Origin of the sequence: Pseudomonas sputi (genome assembly GCF_021603585.1) — a bacterium.
GTDB lineage: Bacteria > Pseudomonadota > Gammaproteobacteria > Pseudomonadales > Pseudomonadaceae > Aquipseudomonas > Aquipseudomonas sputi.
In genome coordinates this window covers 37152-55125 of record NZ_BQHI01000023.1, presented here as the reverse complement: position 1 = coordinate 55125, position 17974 = coordinate 37152, and the positions used below count along the sequence as shown (strand labels likewise).

The following is a 17974-nucleotide window of genomic DNA, read 5'->3' as shown; positions in this document are numbered from 1 at the left end:
CTTCAGGGTGGTGCTGAGCGTCCGGAATTCTGAGGCCGCTTCGCACTGATAATAGTCCGAAGTCCTACGCAATGCTCGGCCAAATCCGCAATGATCTGTTACTGAATTGATCCAAATCCCTGACCGTTCGTTCAAGCCGTTTCCCGCACGTCCTCGCTAGCCACGGGATAGAGCGCCTGCTGCTGTTCAATCCACGCATTTAGATTGGCACCGGCCATGCCCCGCCGCCACATGAGCCAGGTGGTCGCACTGGCAAAAGGCTCGGCCAGCGGATGCACCGCCACGCTTTCGCGCCCCGGCAGGCTGGCGAGCATCGACTCCGACATCAGCGCCACACCGCTGCCGGCGATCACGCAGGCGAGCATGCCCTGATAGGACTCGATCTCCATCGCCCGGCCCATCGCCGCCTGATAGTGGGCGAACCACGCTTCCAGCCGCGCGCGATAGGCGCAGCCATGGCGAAAGGTGAACACTGCCCGCCCTTCAACATCCCTGGCGCTGCGCACCGGCGGGTGATCGGCCTCGCTGATCAGCACCAGCCGCTCGTTGCACAGCGGCACACCGTCGATCCCGGCCAGTTGTGGCGGGCCGTCCACCAGCGCGGCGTCGAGGCGCCCGGTGAGCAACCCTTCGAGCAATTCGCCACTGGGCCCGGACTGCACCTGCAGATTCACCGCCGGGTACTGCTTGTGATAGCGCGCCAAAAGCGCCGGCAAATGGATCGCCGCCGTGCTGTACAGGGTGCCGAGCACAAAATCCCCCGCCGGTTGCCCGCCCATCACCGCTGCACTCGCCTGATCGCGCAGGGCGAACAGTTTGCCGGTGTAGTCCAGCAGGACTTTTCCCGCGGGCGACAACTGCAAACGCTGACGCTCACGAACGAACAGTTCGACACCCAGTTGCTCCTCCAGCTGTTTAAGCCGGGTCGACAGGTTCGACGGCACCCGATGCAAACGTTCGGCGGCGCGGGTGATCGAGCCCTCCTCCGCCACGGCCTGGAAGATCCGCAATTGGCTGAACTCCACAACCTTTTCTCCTGAACAGAACAAGTTGCTCACTATTATTCAATTTTAAAGAAAGTCAATCAGTCCTAGCCTGACGGTCATCGAACCTCCAACGGAATTCAGACCATGTCACCGCTGATCCGCTTATCCGCCTGTTTTGTTGCCCTGATGATGGCCATGGGCATCGGGCGTTTCGCCCTCACCCCGCAACTGCCGCACCTGCTCAGTGAAGGCCAGATCGACCTGACTGCCGCCGGTCTGATTGCGGCGGCCAACTACCTCGGCTATCTGCTCGGTGCGCTGGACGCGATGTTTTCCCGCCGGCCGGATCAGGTGCAGCGGCGCCTGCATGGCGGTCTGTGGTTGTGTGTGCTGCTGACGCTGGCGTCATTCTGGGCCAACGGTTTCTGGTCGCATTTGTTGCTGCGTTTCGGCACCGGCGTGGCCAGCGCCTGGGTGCTGGTGATGATTACTGCGCTGAGTCAGCCACTGGCTGCGGCGGCGGGTCGTCCACGGTTGGGGGCGCTGGTGTTTGCCGGGCCGGGGCTGGGGATTTTTCTCACGGGGTTACTGGCGCTGTTCTCACATCTGGCGCAACAGACGTCCGCCACCCTGTGGCTGATCTATGCCGCCGTGGCGCTGGTGATGTTGCTGGGGATCGTGCGGATCCTGCCGCAACCGGGTGTCGGCGTGCCGGCCGCGCCGACTGCGATCGGTTCGTCAAATCGTGGCATAGGGCGTTTGGCGATTGTTTATGCGTTGTACGGCGTGGGCTACATCATCCCGGCCACGTTTCTGTCGCAGATGGCCAACGCGCAGTTTCGCGGGCAATGGCAGGCCGATCTGTTCTGGCCGTGCTTCGGCCTCGGCGCCGCCATTGGCGTGTTTCTGGTGAGTTTGCGTCGGCACGATCCGGATACCACCCGGCACTGGCTGATGGCGACGTTATGGCTGCAAGCCGCCGGTGTGTTCGCTTGCCTGCTGGGCAGCGGCCTCGGCCTGGCACTGGGTGTGATCCTGTGCGGCACGCCGTTCCTGGCCTGCATGCAACTGGTGATGCAGCGCTCCCGAGAACTGGCGCCCCACGCTACCCAGCGCAACGCCGGCCTGCTCACCGCGTGCTTCGCCGTCGGTCAGCTCAGCGGGCCGTTGCTGGCGGCGCTCAGCAGCCACTTCAGCGGTGGCCTGCAACCGGCGCTGGTGATCGCCGGCAGCGGCCTGCTGATTGCCGGCGGCCTGGCGTGCAAATCGGCTACGGCTGACCGAGGGCTTTGCGCAAACGCCGACGCACCCACTGTTCCGCGCTGACGAAGGTGATGCCGAGCAACACCAGGACGGCGCCGACGATGAAGTTCAGGCTCAGTTCTTCGCCGAGCAGCACCACGCCGAACGTGACGCCGAACAACGGCGTCATGAAGGAAAACACTGCCAGATTGGCCGCCAGGTAACGACGCAGCAGCCAGAACCAGGTCAGGTAACTGAAGAACGACACCACCAGCCCCTGGAACAGCACGCTGCCCACCGCGACGACGGTCAGGCTGACGTGGGTGATCTGGCCGCTGAGCAGCGCGATCAGCAACAGGCCGATGAAGCCGACGATCAGTTGATAGAACAGGGTCAGGGTCACTGGCGCCTCCGACAGGCGCGAGGCGCGCACCACCACAGTGGTCGCGCCCCAACTGGCGCCGGCCAGCACGCCGAGGGCATCGCCCATCAGCATGCGGTGATCGAGGTTGTCCCACGACACGCCGCCGGCAAACGCTACAGCGATCCCGACGAACGCCATGAAAATCCCCAACCATTGCACCGGCCGCAGACGCTCGCTCGGCAACAGGAAGTGCACACCCAGCGCGGTGAAGATCGGCGCAGTGTAGAGGAACACCGACATGTGCGCCGCCGTGGTCAATTGCAAGCCTTCGGAGATGAACAGGAATTCGAGGCCGAACAAGGCACCTGCCAGCAAGCCGCCGCGCCAGGTAGCACCGACCTGATCCCAACCGCCCTTCCAGCAGATGAGCAGTCCTACCAGCAGCGCGGAAATCCCCGACCGCCCCGCCGCCTGCATCACCGGGGCAATGTCGGTCGCCGCCCACTTGATCATCACCTGCTGTACGCCCCAGATCAGGCACAGGCCGATCATCACTTGCAGGGCAAATCCGTCGGCACTGCGCCGACTGACGCTCACCTCGACACCTCGAACACACACAACATGGCAGTTTTTCCAAAGGTCAAACAAAGCCCCGGCGCTTTGTCCGGGGCGAAAAAGGATGGCAGGGATTATCAACCAGTCGGACAGAAATTGCCGCCCGGCAAAGACCCGCAATTGCCCTGTTGCGTCATGCCCGCCGTCAGCTTCGGCGAGCGGCCCGGAACCCGACCGTACAGGCCAGCGCCGTGGCAAACGTCCCCCAGGCCCAATCCATCAGCGACACCTGTGCCGACCAGCCGCGCAACGTCGCCCAGTTGGTCAAGTCATAGGTCCCATAAGCCACCAGCCCGAGCAGCGCACCCAGGCGAGCGGCGCGTTGCCAGGTCAGCGACGGCAGCACCACAAACACCACACAGCCGAAAACGTACAGGCAATAAAAAACCGCTGCTGGCACCAGCAACGGTTTTTCGAGCATCAGCGAACCGAGCAGTTCGCGATAGGTCGGCGCCATCAACACGCCGAGCCAGAGCCCGTCGAGCAGAAGAAACGCCAGCAGTGTGGCAACGTAGGCAATCAGTGCTTTTTTCATCTACCCGATCTCAAGTAAGCCCATGCAACATGGGCCACGGGAGACTCAGGTTAGTTCAATGCGATCGGCATGAATGACAATCTGGCCGTTTTTGTACAACGAACCGATGGCCTTCTTGAAGTTGCCCTTGCTGACGCCGAACAGGCTGCTGATCAACGCCGGATCGCTCTTGTCGCTGACGGCCAGGGTGCCATCGTTTTCGCGCAACTTGGCGAGGATCTTCGAGTTCAGGCTGCTGGCCGCTTCCTGCCCCACCGGTTGCAGGCTCAGGCTGATCTTGCCGTCGGCGCGCACTTCCTTGATGAAGCCTTTCTCGCGCATGCCGGCACGCATGAACTTGAAGATTTCATTCTTGTGAATCAAACCCCAGTGCTTGTTGTTGATGATCGCCTTGAAGCCCATGTCAGTGGCTTCGGCGACCAGCAGATCGACTTCCTGCCCCGCGCTGTAGTTGGCGGGGGTCTTGTCCAGATAACGATCCAGGCGCGCGGTGGCGGTGATGCGGCGGGTGTGCTTGTCGAGGTAGACATGCACCACGCAGTACTCGCCGGCGGTCATCTGGCGTTTTTCTTCGGAGTAAGGCAGCAGCAGATCCTTCGGCAGGCCCCAATCGAGGAACACGCCGATGCTGTTGACTTCAACAACTTTCAAACTGGCAAATTCACCGACCTGAACTTTGGGTTTTTCAGTGGTGGCAATAAGTTTGTCATCGCTGTCCAGATAAATGAAAACATTGAGCCAGTCTTCATCTTCGCTGGGAATATCTTTGGGGATATAACGGTTGGGCAAAAGAATTTCGCCGTCGGCACCGCCGTCCAGATATAAACCGAAGTTAGTGTGTTTAACCACTTGCAAACTGTTGTAGCGCCCGACTAAAGCCATTTCCAATACCCTCATTGCGTGGGCGGCATTCTACCCGGTTTTGCCAGGTTCGTCGGTCGCCCATCGACCGGCCGACCGAAAATCTGCGGGAGGCTTTGATTTTCCTGGATTTCACGCCGGGTGCGCGCCGCTCGTCAGGCCAGCATGACGGCCTTCACTTGATCCCGACGCCCCCCGACATCATGGAATCGAATAAATGTTGTGAGTTAAAACAGCAGGTTAGCGGGATATTTCGAATATTTAATCAAGCCTAATCCACCGGCGCGCCGAGTTATTCCGGAGGATATTTACCAAGCAATTGTCAAGTTATTCCTGTACGATGCCTGGCCGAGTTACTTTTCTACAGGTTAATGGCCGCCATGCGTGTAAAAGCATCCACCAGCAAAGCAAAGCCAGCTCCAGCCGTTGAAACCAGCGAATCGATCAACGATCAGATCGCGGCATTCCTCAAGTCCGGCGGCGAGATCCAGCAAATTGCCAAAGGCGTCAGCGGCCAGACGTTCGGCCCGTCCAAGCAGATCAGCCTGGGCAAGAAATAACCCCCCGCAGCACACCAGTCCAAAGGCGCTTTGAGCTTCGAAGCGCCTGGACCGGATCACTCGCAGACCTCCCTCGCGTTTAATCAAACATTCAAAAACAGCAGAAATCGACGAACGGCCCTCGATGCCGATCATTCGCCGGTATCCTTGCACGCGTCTGGATCAAGCGTTTCAGCAGGCCTTATCGCCCTGCGCTCGCTGTTCAAGGAGTGACGCATGCTCAAATCTTCCTGTTTATTGTTTGTAGGCCTGCTGGCGAGCCCGGCGGCGCACGCGCAGATTTTCCAGCGTGAACTCGGTGACTTCGACCTCAAGCTCGGCACCTCGCCCAGTCGCAGCATGGCCCAGGGCCTGGTCAAGCCGTCGGCGATCGGCTCGTTCCACGGCGGTCTGGACCTGAGCCATGACAGCGGCCTCTATGTCGGCCAGTACGCACCGAGCATGGGCCTGACGCCGGGGAAGAACCTCGAAATCGATTCCTACATCGGCTTTAAACAACCTTTCGATCAGACCCTCGGCTACGAAGTCGGGATGATCCATTACAGCTATCCCGAGGTCGACACCCTCGACAGTCAGGAACTGTTCGGTGGCCTGACCCTGCTCGGCAGCCGGATCGGCATCGCCCTGAGCAACGATCCGGATAAACAGAACAACACCCTGTTTGCCGACCTGGGCGGCAATCAGCCGTTCGGCATCGGGATCAGCATGAAATACACCACCCATCAGTTCAACACGCCGGTCTCGGTGGACGGCGGTTACGTCAGCAGTTTCACCGATTGGTCGGTGAAACTTTCCCGGCCGTTCATGGGCATCGACCTTGATCTGATCTACAGCAACTCCAGCCTCAGCGGCAGCGATTGCTCGGCCTATTCCGGACATAACAGTCAGTGCGACGGACTGGTCACGCTCAAGGCCGAACGCCCGTTCTTTTGATAGGCTGAACTGCCGGGTCCATCCTGTGTTCACATAAGAATCAGACCCTCAAGGCTGGCTTTCGCAAGGACTTGCCCATGTCTAGCTGGTTCCAACGCATCGCTGTTCTACTGATCCTGACCCTTGCTCTCGGCGCCTGCAGCCGTGTCGGCCTGGCCTACCGCAATCTCGACGTGATCATTCCGTGGACGCTCAGCGACTACCTGGACATGAATGGCGAGCAGAAAGGCTGGTTCAACGAACGCCTCAGGGAACACCTGAGCTGGCACTGCACCACGCAGTTACCGGGTTATCTGGACTGGCTCGATCGCCTGCAAACCATGGTCGAAACCAATCAGGTTACCGACGCCGCCCTCCAGGCCCGCACCGCAGAAGCCAAGCAGGCGATCGCCGAAACCGCCCGGGAAATCACCCCGTCGGCGATTGAATTGCTACAAGGGCTGGATGATCGGCAGGTTGCTGAAATGAACGACGCCTTTGCCGAAGACCTGCAAAAGCGCCAGCGGGAATACCTCAAGCCACCCCTTTCACAGCAAATTGCCGAGCGTGGCGCACGCATGGACAAACGCCTCAACGACTGGCTCGGCCCGTTGAGCGTCACTCAGGAGCAGCGGGTGATGGCCTGGTCGACCGCTCTGGGCGATCAGAACACCCAGTGGATCGCCAACCGCGCCCACTGGCAGAAGCAATTCAGCGCGGCGGTGGCGCAACGCAAAAGTCCTGAATTCCCACAGCGGATCGAGACGCTTCTGGTCAATCGCGAGCGTTTATGGACAGCGGATTACCAAAAGGCCTACGCCAATACCGAGGCGCAGGCCCGTTCGCTGTTCGTTGATCTGATGGCCGACAGCACGCCTCAGCAGCGCCAGCGCCTGTTGAAAAAGATCGAGGGCGTGCGCAAGGACTTCAACGACTTGAAGTGCCTGAAGGCCGCACAAAAAAGCTGAGACCATTGAGAAAACCGTGGGAGCGAGCAGGTTCGCTCCCACGGTTTTTTGTGCAACGCCTCAGGCAATCTGCGCCTTGGAGGCCACCTCATCAAACGTCAGCGCATCCAGCGCGTCTTCCTGCTCATCGAGTACCTGACGCGGATGATCATTGCCGGGAATGCTGCTGTCGATCAGGCTCAACAGGCTGGAGCCGCGCGGGGTCAGGCCGAAATTGTTGCCGGTACTGCCTTCGTCCTCGCCACGGGGCTCGATATAGCCTCGCTCCAGCAGCAGCTTTTCGTAGTCGCAGGCCAGCGTTTTCAGGTGATCCAGATTCTCGATCGCCTCGCCCGCCGCCGCTTTCTCTGCCGCATAGTCTTCGGCGAAAGACCGTGGCGCGAAGCTGTGGCCCGCGCCGTTCTGCACTTCATGCAGCAGGCGTTCAATCAAATCCCAGTTATAAGTCGTCATCCTGATTCAACCTCCGGTGCGCGTGATTTTTTGGCGCGTTCACAGGTTGTGACCGGACCGTTGCGTCACCGTTCAGGATTATTCGGCGCGCCGACCGACCGGCGGTCTGTCGATTTCCCGGGGTGTTAAACGACTAGTCTGAAACAGACGGTTTCAACCCCCGCAGGAGAAATCATCATGAACGTTGAGAATCATCCAGTGGTGTCGCGCGAAGAATGGCTCGCCGCCCGCAAGCAGCATCTGGCCGATGAAAAGGCCTTCACCAGGGAGCGTGACCGCCTCAGCGCCCAACGCCGCGCCCTGCCCTGGGTGAAGGTCGACAAGGATTACCGCTTCATGGGGCCGAACGGCGAATTGAAACTCGCCGACCTGTTCGGTCAGCACAGCCAACTCGTCGTTTACCACTTTATGTTCGCCAAGGGCTGGGAAGAAGGCTGCCCGGGCTGCTCATTCCTCAGCGACCACATCGATGGCGCCAATCTGCACCTGGCCCATCACGACATTGCGCTGGTGGCGGTGTCTCACGCACCGTTCGCCGAATTCCAGGCCTTCAAGCGGCGGATGGGCTGGAGATTCGACTGGGTGTCTTCAAACGGTTGCGATTTCAACTACGACTTTGGCGTGTGCGCCCGCGCTGAAGATGTCGTAGCAGGCAAGGCTACGTACAACTACGAAAAGACCGACAGCGCCGAGGAAGAAATGCCCGGTCTGAGCGTGTTTTATCGCGCCGACAACGGTGACATATTCCACACCTACTCAACCTATGCCCGCGGCCTCGACCTGCTGGTCGGCGCCTACAACTACCTCGACCTCACGCCCAAGGGCCGGAACGAGGACGAGATCATGGAATGGGTGCGGCATCATGACCGGTACAACGGGGCATCAAAATCCAGTTGCTGCCATGGAGACTGAGCGCCAACAACACTGAACTTTTCACCGGCCACAGGCCTCAACCGGTTAACCCGCCTTAACCGGAACCGAGGCCTGCCCCCATGAAGACGCTGCTCAAGCTCACCCTCGCCGCCACGCTCGCCTGTGCCCTACCCGTCTGGGCCTGCACCCCGGAAGAGGCCACCGCCAAACGCGAGCAACTGGCACAGGAAGTCGCGAAGCTCACCGAGCAAAACCCGACCAAGGCCAAGGAAATCAACGCCGAGTTGCAGAAAATGGATCTGGGTACGGCCTCCGCCGATCTGCCGGACAAATGCCAGTTGATCGATCAGCGCTTGAAGGAACTGGGGTCGGCCGAGAAGAAAACCGAGGGATAGCACACGCTCGAACAACGACAGGCTTTGGTATCGATCAGGCTGGATCGATGCCAACGCCTGCCTCCTTTTGTCCGGAAATTTGCATTAATGCATTCAATTATTTGCACAAATGCATATTCACACCTAGGGTTACCCCGAGCCTGATCGGAACCGGCCATCGGAGATGGCAACCCTTGAGCACCGATCGCTCGGCATTAACGTTATCCCGCAAACGCGGAACGTTAGTTTTCATTCATGGAGGATTGAAAAATGTTAACCACTGAAACAACGGCACTTCCCGGCAATACCCTGCCCGCGTGCCTGACCGGCCATCTGCTCGACCCGCAACTGGTCGAGGTCGAGGCCGCTGTTCAACAACGTACCCTGGCGGCCGCCAGCCTGAACTTCACCATGCAGCAACAGACCCAGACCAACTGGTGCTGGGCCGCCGCTTCCGCCTCGGTCGGCAACTACTACGGCACCGGGTCCTGGACCCAATGCGCCGTTGCCAGTGCCGCCCTGGATCGCAACTGCTGCAATCAACCGGGGCCATGCAACGTGTACGGCTATCTCGACGTTGCGCTGAAGATCACCCGCAGCTTCAACGGCATGAATTCGGGTTCGCTGCAAATGTCGGCCATCCAGAACCAGATCAACATGGGCCGCCCGATCGGCCTGCGCTGTGCCTGGTACGGCGGCGGTGCGCACTTTCTGGCGATCTACGGCACCAACGGCAATTACGTGCTGGTCGCGGATTCGATCTACGGCTATTCGACCCGGGCGCTGAGTGCCTTCCCCGGTTCCTACAACGGCGGCGGCAACTGGACCCACACTTACTTCACGGCAAAAAACCAGGGGGCGGCATCATGAAACTGACTTATCCAAAGGCCCCTTCCAACGGCCTACAAACCTTGCGTCCGGCCCTGCAGGCCGCGTTGCAGACCCAGGGATTCGGCGTCAATCGCCAGTTCGCCAGTGCTGCGCCCGCCGGGATAAGCCTCAGCGAGGCCTATCGCAGCTACTCGCTCAGTCTGGAAGACCTGAGCCAGGGCAAAGGCCTGAAAGACGCCCGAGTGGGCGACTGGCATTACCTGGTGTTTTCCGGCGGAGTATCGATTGCCGATGCGCAATTGGCCGAAGTACGCGGTCACGTCGAGTTTGCCTCGTTGAACCACGGCCACCTGGCGGCCGCCACGGTCGATGCGCTGAAACTGGCGGAACAATCACCGCAATTGAAGGGCAAAACCGTTGAGCTGCGGATGCTGTTTGTGTCGGCGCTGCACTTCGTGGCGATCTGGCTGCATGCGGCGGGTGAAGACGTTTTGATCCCGATCGAGCCAACGCCGAAAGAACTGGCGCTGGCAGGGCTGTACAGCGAGGCCGCCCTGCTCGCACAGCTCAAACCGGCAGCCGATCAGGCCAAGCGGCGCTTTGATGCCGACACCACGGGCCTGCTGGGCAGTTGATAAACGCTGGCAATAAAAAACCCGGACCATGTCCGGGTTTTTCTTTGCCTGCCTGAAACGGCTTATTCAGCCGCTGGCGCTGCCGGCTTGCGGCGTTTCAGCGGGGCCATGCCGTCGCTGCTCACCAGAGCGTCCGGTTTCGGACGGTTGGCGCTCTTGCGCTTGGTCGGGGTCTTGGCGGCGGTTTTCTTCTTGTCGCCCTTGGCGTCGGTCTTTTTCTTCTTCACGCCGACGGCCTTGCCCGAGGCCTTGACCTTTTTCGGTCCGCCGTAGGTGCCTTTGACTTCCTTGATGGTACGGCGCTCGAAGCTCTGCTTCAGGTAGCGCTCAATGCTCGACATCAGGTTCCAGTCGCCGTGGCAGATCAGCGAGATTGCCAGACCGTCGTTGCCGGCACGGCCGGTACGACCGATACGGTGCACGTATTCGTCGCCGCTGCGTGGCATGTCGAAGTTGATCACCAGATCCAGGCCATCAACGTCCAGACCACGGGCCGCCACATCGGTGGCCACCAGGATCTTCACGCCGCCCTGCTTCAAACGGTCGATCGCCAGTTTGCGATCCTTCTGGTCTTTTTCACCGTGCAGCACGAACGCCTTGTATTCCTGGGCGACGAGGCGACCGTAGATGCGGTCAGCCATGGCCCGGGTGTTGGTGAAGACGATGGCCTTCTGATAGGTCTCGTTGGCCAGCAGCCAGTTGACGATCTGTTCTTTGTGCTGGTTGTGGTCGGCGGTGATGATCTGCTGACGAGTGGTGTCGTTCAGCTGGCTGACCGCGTTGAGCTGCAGGTGCTCAGGGTTGTTCAGCACCTTGGCGATCATCTCGCGCAGGCCGGAACCGCCAGTGGTGGCGGAGAACAGCATGGTCTGCTGACGGTTCGGGCATTCGTCGACCAGACGCTGCACGTCTTCGGCAAAACCCATGTCGAGCATGCGGTCGGCTTCGTCGAGCACCAGCACTTCGACTTCTTTCAGGTCGAGGTTGCCGGCGTTCAATTGCTCGATCATCCGGCCCGGGGTGCCGATCAGGATGTCCGGCACCTTGCGCAGCATGGCGGCCTGGACCTTGAAGTCTTCACCGCCGGTGATCAGACCGGACTTGATGAAAGTGAACTGCGAAAAGCGCTCGACTTCCTTCAGGGTCTGCTGGGCCAGCTCGCGGGTCGGCAGCAGGATCAGGGTCTTGATGCTGACGCGAACCTTGGCCGGGCCGATCAGGCGGTTGAGGATCGGCAGGACAAACGCGGCGGTCTTGCCGCTACCGGTTTGCGCCGTCACCCGCAGGTCACGCCCCTGAAGCGCCAGCGGAATGGCCGCGGCTTGCACAGGCGTTGGCTCGACAAATTTCAGCTCGGCCACGGCTTTGAGCAGGCGTTCGTGCAGGGCGAATTGGGAAAACACGGGTGCTACCTCGAAGATATGCAAAAAATCAGCTGCATAGGTTACCGGTTTCGAGCGCTCAGGCCGAGTTTCTTTGTGAAATCCGCGGTAATCAGTGGCTTTTTTGTTGCTCGATTTGTCTCCAACGGTAATACACAGCGTCTTAAATGCTCTAATCGCCCGTCGCGTCTTACAGAAGAATCGTTTCGCTCATGGATTTCAAACAGCTCTGGCTCAACGCCCAAGACCTCTGGGGTGCCCTCGATCAGCACCCGCTCCTGCACGCCGGCCTGGCGCTGCTCCTGTTGTTGGTGATCGCGCTGGTCCTCGGACGAGTGGCGCGCTACCTGATCCTGCATGCCAGCCGCATGCTGGGTCGCCAGCCCTCGCTGCACTGGATCAACGACTTTCGCCATAACAAGGTGTTCCAGCGCCTGGCGCAGATGACGCCGTCGCTGGTGATCCAGTTCGGCCTGCACCTGGTGCCGGAGCTAAGCAAGACCGCCATGGTGTTCCTCGGCAACGTGGCCCTGGCGTTCACCATTCTGTTCCTGCTGCTGTCGGTCAGCGCCCTGCTCAATGCGCTGCTGGACATCTACGCCCGCACCGAACACGCCCGCACCCGCTCGATCAAGGGATATGTGCAACTGGCAAAAATGGTCCTGTACGTGTTCGGCGCGATCATCATCGTCGCCACCCTGATCGACCGTTCGCCGCTGTTGCTGCTGTCCGGTCTGGGTGCGATGTCGGCGGTGATCCTGTTGGTCTACAAGGACACCCTGCTGTCGTTCGTCGCCAGCGTGCAACTGACCAGCAACGACATGCTGCGGGTCGGCGACTGGATCGAAATGCCGCAGGTCGGCGCCGATGGCGACGTGGTCGACATCACCCTGCACACGGTCAAGGTGCAGAATTTCGACAAGACCATCGTCTCGATCCCGACCTGGCGCCTGATGTCCGAGTCGTTCAGAAACTGGCGCGGCATGCAGCAGTCCGGCGGACGACGGATCAAGCGCAGCCTGTTCATCGACGCCAGCGGTGTGCGGTTCATCCGCGACGATGAAGAAGAAAAACTCTCCCAGGTGCACCTGCTGACCGCGTACATGGGCCGCAAGAAAGCCGAGCTCAAGGCCTGGAACGAGGCGCAGGGCAACGTCGCGGCGATGTCGGCCAACCGCCGGCGCATGACCAACATCGGCACCTTCCGCGCCTATGCCTTGGCTTACCTGAAGAGCCATCCGGAAATCCAGCCGAACATGACCTGCATGGTCCGCCAGATGCAAACCACCGCCCAGGGCATTCCGCTGGAAATCTACTGCTTTACCACCACCACGGTGTGGGCCGATTACGAGCGGATCCAGGGGGATATTTTCGATTACCTGCTGGCGGTGCTGCCGGAGTTCGGGTTGAGCCTGTATCAGCAGCCCAGTGGTGGGGATTTGCGCTCCGGGCTGTTGCCGGCGGTGTTGGGCTCGGCGCATATACCCGAGGCGGAGAAACACCTGATGTAGCGCTTTCCTCCAGGCAATAAAAAAGACGCAACCCAGGTTGCGTCTTTTTTTTGTCCGGCTGACTTATCAGGCCTGCCGTTGCGGTGCCTTGTGCACCATGGTGTAGGCGTAGTCGACGCCCATGCCGTACGCGCCGCTGTGTTCCAGCACCAGGTCCATCACCGCCTGGTACGTGTCTTTGTGCGCCCAGTCACGCTGGTACTCGAGCAGCACCTGTTGCCAGGTCACCGGCACCGCACCGGCCTGAATCATCCGCTGTACCGACATGTCGTGGGCTTCTTTGGTAGTGCCGCCGGAAGCGTCGGTGACGATGTACACCTCGTAGCCTTCGGCCAGGGCTTCCAGGGCCGGGAAGGTCAGGCAGACCTCGGTCCACAGCGCGGCGATGATCAGCTTCTTGCGCCCGGTGGCCTTCACCGCGTCAACCAGCGCCTTGTCTTCCCAGGAGTTCATCGAGGTGCGCTCGATCGGTTTCTGCTCCGGGTGTACTGCCAGCAGTTCCGGCCAGATGTAGCCGCTGAAGCTTTCGGTTTCGACCGAGGTGTAGATGGTCGGCACGTTGAAGATCTTCGCGGCCTTGGCCAGGCCAACGGTGTTGTTCTTCAGGGTCTGACGGTCGATCGACTGCACGCCGAAAGCCATTTGTGGCTGGTGGTCGATCAGGATCAGGGCGGAGTTGGTTGGGTTCAGCAGTTCACGGATAGACATGGCGCGTTCCTTTTGATGTCGATTCAGAGTTTCGATTGGGTAAAGGGTGAGTCGAGTGGCTGACCGTCTTCGGCGTTGTTGTCTCGGCTTGGATGTCACTTTAGGGGCTAGCCGATAAAGGGACAATTCCCTAAAATCGAGAATCATTGATTCCAAAAAAGGGACAATCATGGATCGCATCGAATGCATGCGCGCCTTCGTGGTGACGGTCGGCGAGAACGGCTTCGCAGCCGCCGCCCGGGCGATGGACGTGCCCCGCTCGAAAGTCAGCAAACAGATTCAGGCGCTGGAAGAAGCCATCGGCGTGCAACTGCTGCAACGCACCACCCGCAGCCTGCACCTGACCGAAGCCGGCGCCGAGTATTTCGAAGCGGCGCGGGAAGTGATTGCGGCGCTGGACGAGGCCGAGCAGCGAGCGCGAGACGGGGTGGGCGAACTGCGCGGAGTGTTGCGGGTCAACGCACCGATGTCGTTCGGCCTGCGGCGCCTGGGCAAGCTGATTCCGCTGTTCCACGAGCAGCACCCGAACATCGAGCTGCAACTGGTGCTCAGCGACCAGCAGGTCGATCCGGTGCGCGGCGGGTTCGATGTGACGATCCGCATCGCCAGCCTGCCCGACTCGACCATGATCGCCCGGCAACTGGCACCGGCGCCGCGCATCATGGTCGCCTCCCCCGCTTACCTCGAACGCGCGGGCACGCCGCAGTCGCCGCAGGATCTGCGCTCACATCAGTGTTTGAACTACGGCTATCTGCAGAGCGGGGTCAGCCTGCAACTGTGCAATGGCAAGGAGACGCAGCGCGTCAACGTGACCGGGCCGCTGCACGCCAACAACGGCGACTTGCTGGCGCAAGCGGCCGAGGCCGGCATGGGCATTGCGCTGCTGCCGGATTTCATCGTCGAAGAAGCACTGGCGGCCGGGCGACTGGTGCCGGTGCTGTGCGAATGGCAGGCGCCGGCGATCACCATCAACGCGGTGTACTCGTCGGCGCGACGGGTGCCGCAGAAGACCCGGGCGTTTATCGCGTTTCTGGTGGAGCAACTGGCGCCGACTGGCGAATCCCCAACCGGCTGATCCACACCGCTGCCAGAATCACGCTGCCACCGAGGAATAACCGCCCGAGCTCTTCATGCTGATTCCAGATCAGCAGGTTCAGCAGCAGCCCCACCGGCACGTGCAGGTTATTCATCACCGCCAGGGTGCCGCCGTTGACCAGGCACGCGCCCTTGTTCCACCAGTACAAACCGAGTGCCGTGGAGACCAGGCCAAGGAACACCAGCACCCCCCATTGCAACGGCGCTTCGGGCAGGAAGTTGGATTTGCCGAACAGCAGGAACGCCGGCAGCGCCACCGCGAGTGCGCCGAGGTAGAAGAACCCGAAGCGCCGGTAGTGCGGCAGATCGCTCGGGTGTTTCGCCACCAGATGTTTGTACAGCACCTGCCCGGCGGCGTAGGTGAAGTTGGCCAGTTGCAGCAGCAAAAAGCCCATGAAGAAGTCCGGGTTGATCCGGTCGTAGCGAATCACCGCCGCGCCTGCGACCGCCACCAGTGCAGCGATCAGCGCCCACGGGTTGAAGCGTCGGTTGAGCGCATCTTCGATCAGCGTCACGTGCAGCGGCGTGAGGATGGTGAACAGCAGCACTTCCGGTACCGTCAGCACGCGGAAGCTCAAATACAGGCAGACGTAGGTCACGCCGAACTGCAACGCCCCGATCAGCAGCATGCCGCGCATGAACGCCGGTTCCACCGAGCGCCAGCGGGTCAGCGGAATGAACACCAGTCCGGCCAGCACCACGCGCACCAGCACCGCGAAATAACTGTCGACATGACCGGCCAGGTATTCGCCGATCAGACTGAAGGAAAACGCCTGGATCAGCGTGACAAAAAGTAGATAGCCCATGCTCGCCTCGATTTCGAATGGCGGCGACGATAGCGTTTTTTGCCGGCCATCGCTAAATCCCGGGCAAAAAAAAGCCCGATCTCGCTAAAGCGTTCAATCGGGCTACAGCACTCAGGAGCAACAAGTGCAAAGGGAGGTTCGATGCGCGTAGAGCCTTGAAGGGGTTGCGCCAGGTCACTAGAACAATCGGCGATTATCTGGCGATTAAAATATCAGGCGACCTGGGACAGTTTGGCGTTGGCCTGGTTGAGGCCTTTCTCCTGGAAGTCGCCGCCCAGGTTCATGCCTTCAGCGTGGATGAAGGTCACGTCGTTAATGCCGATGAAGCCCATCACCTGACGCAGGTACGGTTCCTGATGATCCGCCGGGCCACCGGCATAGATGCCGCCGCGAGCGGTCAGCACGTAGGCACGCTTGCCGCTGAGCAGACCTTGCGGGCCGGTTTCGGTGTATTTGAAGGTCACGCCGGCACGCAGCACATGGTCGAGCCAGGCTTTCAGGGTGCTTGGAATGGCGAAGTTGTACATCGGCGCCGCCAACACCAGCACGTCAGCGGCCAGCAATTCATCGGTCAATTCGTTGGAACGGTCCAGCGAGGCCTGCTCGCTGTCGTTGCGCTGCTCGGCGGGTTTCATCCAGCCACCCAACAGGTTGATGTCCAGGTGCGGCACCGGGTTCACAGCGAGGTCACGTACGGTGATCTGATCGGCCGGGTGCGCCGCTTTCCACTGACTGATGAAGGTCTGGGTCAGTTGGCGGGAAACCGAGTCTTGCTGGCGGGCGCTGCTTTCGATGATCAGAACGCGGGACATGTTGTGTAGCCTCCATCCGAGAATGTTGTAAGTCGATGGAGTGAAGGTTAAACAGTGTCGTATCGATGAAAAAGCGCAAATAATTGCTGCAAAGCATCGAAAAATTCGTTTAGATGCAAGCCTCAGCCTGTGGGAGCCCGCCCCCACAGGCCCGTGACGCTATTTCGGGGTGCAGCTCAGCTTGATGCGCAGCTTGATGATGGTTCGGGTGAACTTGGCCGTGGCGTTTTTATGCTTGCCCGCCGCCACCTCGATGTTGCGTGTGCGCGGCGCTTCCGGGCCGTTGGTGAACACCACCTTGCAGGTCGCGTCGACGTCGCCGTAGTTGTTGACCTGGATCGAGCCGATGTCGCTGTCGGTATCGAACGCGTTGTAGTCGATCTTCAGGCCGTTGAGGTCCTTTTCCACATCGATCGGGTACGCGAACGCAGTCAGCGGAAGCAGCGCCAGCAACACACAACAGAATTTTTTCATTCGGCAGTCTCCATGAGGGACCGCCAGCTTAGGACAAGAGGAGCTATTGATGAAAGCGCCCCGCGTGACCCTTGATCAATGGCGAACGTTGCAGGCCGTGGTCGACCACGGCGGATTCGCCCAGGCCGCCGAGGCCCTGCATCGCTCGCAGTCGTCGGTGAGTTACACCGTCGCCCGCATGCAGGACCAACTCGGCGTGCCGCTGTTGCGCATCGATGGCCGCAAGGCTGTGCTGACCGAAGCCGGCGGCGTGCTGTTGCGGCGCTCGCGGCAACTGGTGAAACAGGCCAGCCAACTGGAAGACCTCGCCCATCACATGGAGCAGGGCTGGGAAGCCGAAGTGCGGCTGGTGGTCGATGCCGCCTACCCGAGCGCCCGTATCGTGCGCGCGCTGACCGCTTTCATGCCGCAGAGCCGTGGCTGCCGCGTGCGTCTGCGTGAGGAAGTGCTGTCGGGCGTCGAAGAAGTGCTGCTAGAAGGTGTGGCCGACCTGGCCATCACCGGCCTGAGCATTCCCGGTTACCTCGGCGCGGAATTGAGCGATGTCGAATTTGTCGCCGTCGCTCATCCTGATCATGCGCTGCATCGGCTCAACCGCGAGCTGAGCTTTCAGGACCTGGAAACCCAGATGCAAGTGGTGATCCGCGACTCCGGCCGCCAGCAACCCCGAGACGTCGGCTGGCTCGGCGCCGAACAGCGCTGGACCGTCGGCAGCCTCGCCACGGCTGCGACGTTCGTCAGCAGTGGCCTGGGATTCGCCTGGCTGCCACGGCACATGATCGAGCGGGAACTGAAAGACGGCGCACTCAAGCTGCTACCGTTGGACAGAGGCGGCAATCGCAACTCCAGTTTCTATCTGTATTCGAACAAGGAAAAACCCTTGGGCCCGGCGACGCAAATCCTGATCGAACTGCTGCGCACCTTCGACACCCTGCCGCTGGACGCACCGTTCGCCGCCCCCGAACAAGCCTGACACG

At 60.6% G+C, this 17974-nt stretch carries 21 protein-coding genes; 11 read left to right on the top strand and 10 right to left on the bottom strand.

Annotated features, from left to right (window positions below; genetic code table 11):
- Positions 1 to 131: 131 nt before the first annotated feature.
- Entirely contained in the window at positions 132 to 1025 is an 894-nt protein-coding gene (gene ptrR / locus L6D81_RS23495; protein ID WP_236182124.1) for a putrescine utilization regulator PtrR, read from the bottom strand.
- Positions 1026 to 1130: 105 nt separating this feature from the next.
- Here ptrR and L6D81_RS23490 point away from each other — a divergent pair, with 105 nt between their 5' ends.
- Positions 1131 to 2312: an MFS transporter gene (locus L6D81_RS23490; protein WP_236182123.1), complete on the top strand. Its 1182-nt coding sequence runs from the start codon at positions 1131 to 1133 to the stop codon at positions 2310 to 2312.
- Here the strand turns inward: L6D81_RS23490 and L6D81_RS23485 are convergent.
- The 3 genes from L6D81_RS23485 to L6D81_RS23475 all read right to left on the bottom strand — a co-directional run bounded on the left by L6D81_RS23485 (position 2257) and on the right by L6D81_RS23475 (position 4624).
- A complete protein-coding gene (locus L6D81_RS23485; RefSeq protein ID WP_236182122.1) occupies positions 2257 to 3189 on the bottom strand; it encodes a DMT family transporter in 933 nt (310 codons plus the stop codon). The two genes, L6D81_RS23490 and L6D81_RS23485, sit on opposite strands and share 56 nt — an antisense overlap.
- Before the next feature lie 163 nt (positions 3190 to 3352).
- A complete protein-coding gene (locus tag L6D81_RS23480; protein ID WP_236182121.1) occupies positions 3353 to 3742 on the bottom strand; it encodes a DUF2177 family protein in 390 nt (129 codons plus the stop codon).
- 45 nt (positions 3743 to 3787) lie between these two features.
- Complete coding sequence (locus tag L6D81_RS23475) at positions 3788 to 4624, bottom strand: CvfB family protein (RefSeq protein ID WP_064383204.1); 837 nt, start codon at positions 4622 to 4624, stop codon at positions 3788 to 3790.
- 350 nt (positions 4625 to 4974) lie between these two features.
- On the opposite strand from L6D81_RS23475, the gene L6D81_RS23470 reads away from it, so the two are divergent.
- The 3 genes from L6D81_RS23470 to L6D81_RS23460 all read left to right on the top strand — a co-directional run bounded on the left by L6D81_RS23470 (position 4975) and on the right by L6D81_RS23460 (position 7043).
- Positions 4975 to 5163 carry a hypothetical protein gene (locus tag L6D81_RS23470; RefSeq protein ID WP_016985943.1) on the top strand — a complete coding sequence of 63 codons (189 nt, stop codon included), beginning with the start codon at positions 4975 to 4977 and terminating at the stop codon, positions 5161 to 5163.
- Positions 5164 to 5379: 216 nt separating this feature from the next.
- Positions 5380 to 6096 carry a TorF family putative porin gene (locus L6D81_RS23465; RefSeq protein WP_236182120.1) on the top strand — a complete coding sequence of 239 codons (717 nt, stop codon included), beginning with the start codon at positions 5380 to 5382 and terminating at the stop codon, positions 6094 to 6096.
- Positions 6097 to 6173: 77 nt separating this feature from the next.
- Positions 6174 to 7043: a DUF6279 family lipoprotein gene (locus tag L6D81_RS23460; RefSeq protein ID WP_236182119.1), complete on the top strand. Its 870-nt coding sequence runs from the start codon at positions 6174 to 6176 to the stop codon at positions 7041 to 7043.
- Between the two features lie 60 nt (positions 7044 to 7103).
- On the opposite strand, the gene L6D81_RS23455 is transcribed toward L6D81_RS23460, so the two are convergent.
- A complete protein-coding gene (locus tag L6D81_RS23455; RefSeq protein ID WP_236182118.1) occupies positions 7104 to 7496 on the bottom strand; it encodes a transcriptional regulator in 393 nt (130 codons plus the stop codon).
- 177 nt (positions 7497 to 7673) lie between these two features.
- Here L6D81_RS23455 and L6D81_RS23450 point away from each other — a divergent pair, with 177 nt between their 5' ends.
- From L6D81_RS23450 to L6D81_RS23435, 4 genes are all read left to right on the top strand, one after another.
- Complete coding sequence (locus L6D81_RS23450) at positions 7674 to 8408, top strand: DUF899 domain-containing protein (RefSeq protein ID WP_236182117.1); 735 nt, start codon at positions 7674 to 7676, stop codon at positions 8406 to 8408.
- A gap of 80 nt (positions 8409 to 8488) precedes the next feature.
- The gene (locus tag L6D81_RS23445) at positions 8489 to 8764 is read left to right on the top strand and encodes a hypothetical protein (RefSeq protein ID WP_192563923.1); all 276 of its coding nucleotides are present in this window, start codon (positions 8489 to 8491) and stop codon (positions 8762 to 8764) included.
- A 249-nt stretch (positions 8765 to 9013) separates the two neighbouring features.
- Positions 9014 to 9613: a papain-like cysteine protease family protein gene (locus L6D81_RS23440; RefSeq protein WP_236182116.1), complete on the top strand. Its 600-nt coding sequence runs from the start codon at positions 9014 to 9016 to the stop codon at positions 9611 to 9613.
- Entirely contained in the window at positions 9610 to 10209 is a 600-nt protein-coding gene (locus L6D81_RS23435) for a hypothetical protein (RefSeq protein ID WP_236182115.1), read from the top strand. The genes L6D81_RS23440 and L6D81_RS23435 overlap by 4 nt, the downstream gene beginning before the upstream one ends.
- A gap of 62 nt (positions 10210 to 10271) precedes the next feature.
- On the opposite strand, the gene L6D81_RS23430 is transcribed toward L6D81_RS23435, so the two are convergent.
- Positions 10272 to 11612, bottom strand: a complete 1341-nt coding sequence (locus L6D81_RS23430) for a DEAD/DEAH box helicase (RefSeq protein ID WP_011332966.1) — start codon at positions 11610 to 11612, stop codon at positions 10272 to 10274.
- A gap of 191 nt (positions 11613 to 11803) precedes the next feature.
- On the opposite strand from L6D81_RS23430, the gene L6D81_RS23425 reads away from it, so the two are divergent.
- Complete coding sequence (locus L6D81_RS23425) at positions 11804 to 13102, top strand: mechanosensitive ion channel family protein (protein ID WP_236182114.1); 1299 nt, start codon at positions 11804 to 11806, stop codon at positions 13100 to 13102.
- 66 nt (positions 13103 to 13168) lie between these two features.
- Here the strand turns inward: L6D81_RS23425 and L6D81_RS23420 are convergent, their stop codons facing one another.
- Positions 13169 to 13810 carry a hydrolase gene (locus L6D81_RS23420; RefSeq protein ID WP_007956548.1) on the bottom strand — a complete coding sequence of 214 codons (642 nt, stop codon included), beginning with the start codon at positions 13808 to 13810 and terminating at the stop codon, positions 13169 to 13171.
- Positions 13811 to 13979: 169 nt separating this feature from the next.
- Between L6D81_RS23420 and L6D81_RS23415 the strand changes: the two genes are divergently transcribed.
- Positions 13980 to 14885 carry a LysR family transcriptional regulator gene (locus L6D81_RS23415; RefSeq protein ID WP_108560096.1) on the top strand — a complete coding sequence of 302 codons (906 nt, stop codon included), beginning with the start codon at positions 13980 to 13982 and terminating at the stop codon, positions 14883 to 14885.
- Here the strand turns inward: L6D81_RS23415 and L6D81_RS23410 are convergent.
- The 3 genes from L6D81_RS23410 to L6D81_RS23400 all read right to left on the bottom strand — a co-directional run bounded on the left by L6D81_RS23410 (position 14830) and on the right by L6D81_RS23400 (position 16997).
- Positions 14830 to 15711, bottom strand: coding sequence for a carboxylate/amino acid/amine transporter (locus L6D81_RS23410; RefSeq protein WP_039772587.1), 882 nt, complete (start codon positions 15709 to 15711; stop codon positions 14830 to 14832). The two genes, L6D81_RS23415 and L6D81_RS23410, sit on opposite strands and share 56 nt — an antisense overlap.
- Positions 15712 to 15923: 212 nt before the next feature.
- Positions 15924 to 16523 (bottom strand): FMN-dependent NADH-azoreductase, encoded by a 600-nt coding sequence (locus L6D81_RS23405; protein ID WP_236182113.1) that lies wholly within the window; start codon positions 16521 to 16523, stop codon positions 15924 to 15926.
- Between the two features lie 159 nt (positions 16524 to 16682).
- Positions 16683 to 16997 carry a 3-phosphoglycerate kinase gene (locus L6D81_RS23400; protein ID WP_236182112.1) on the bottom strand — a complete coding sequence of 105 codons (315 nt, stop codon included), beginning with the start codon at positions 16995 to 16997 and terminating at the stop codon, positions 16683 to 16685.
- A 49-nt stretch (positions 16998 to 17046) separates the two neighbouring features.
- Between L6D81_RS23400 and L6D81_RS23395 the strand changes: the two genes are divergently transcribed.
- Positions 17047 to 17970, top strand: a complete 924-nt coding sequence (locus tag L6D81_RS23395; RefSeq protein ID WP_236182111.1) for a PA3225 family LysR-type transcriptional regulator — start codon at positions 17047 to 17049, stop codon at positions 17968 to 17970.
- Positions 17971 to 17974: the final 4 nt, after the last annotated feature.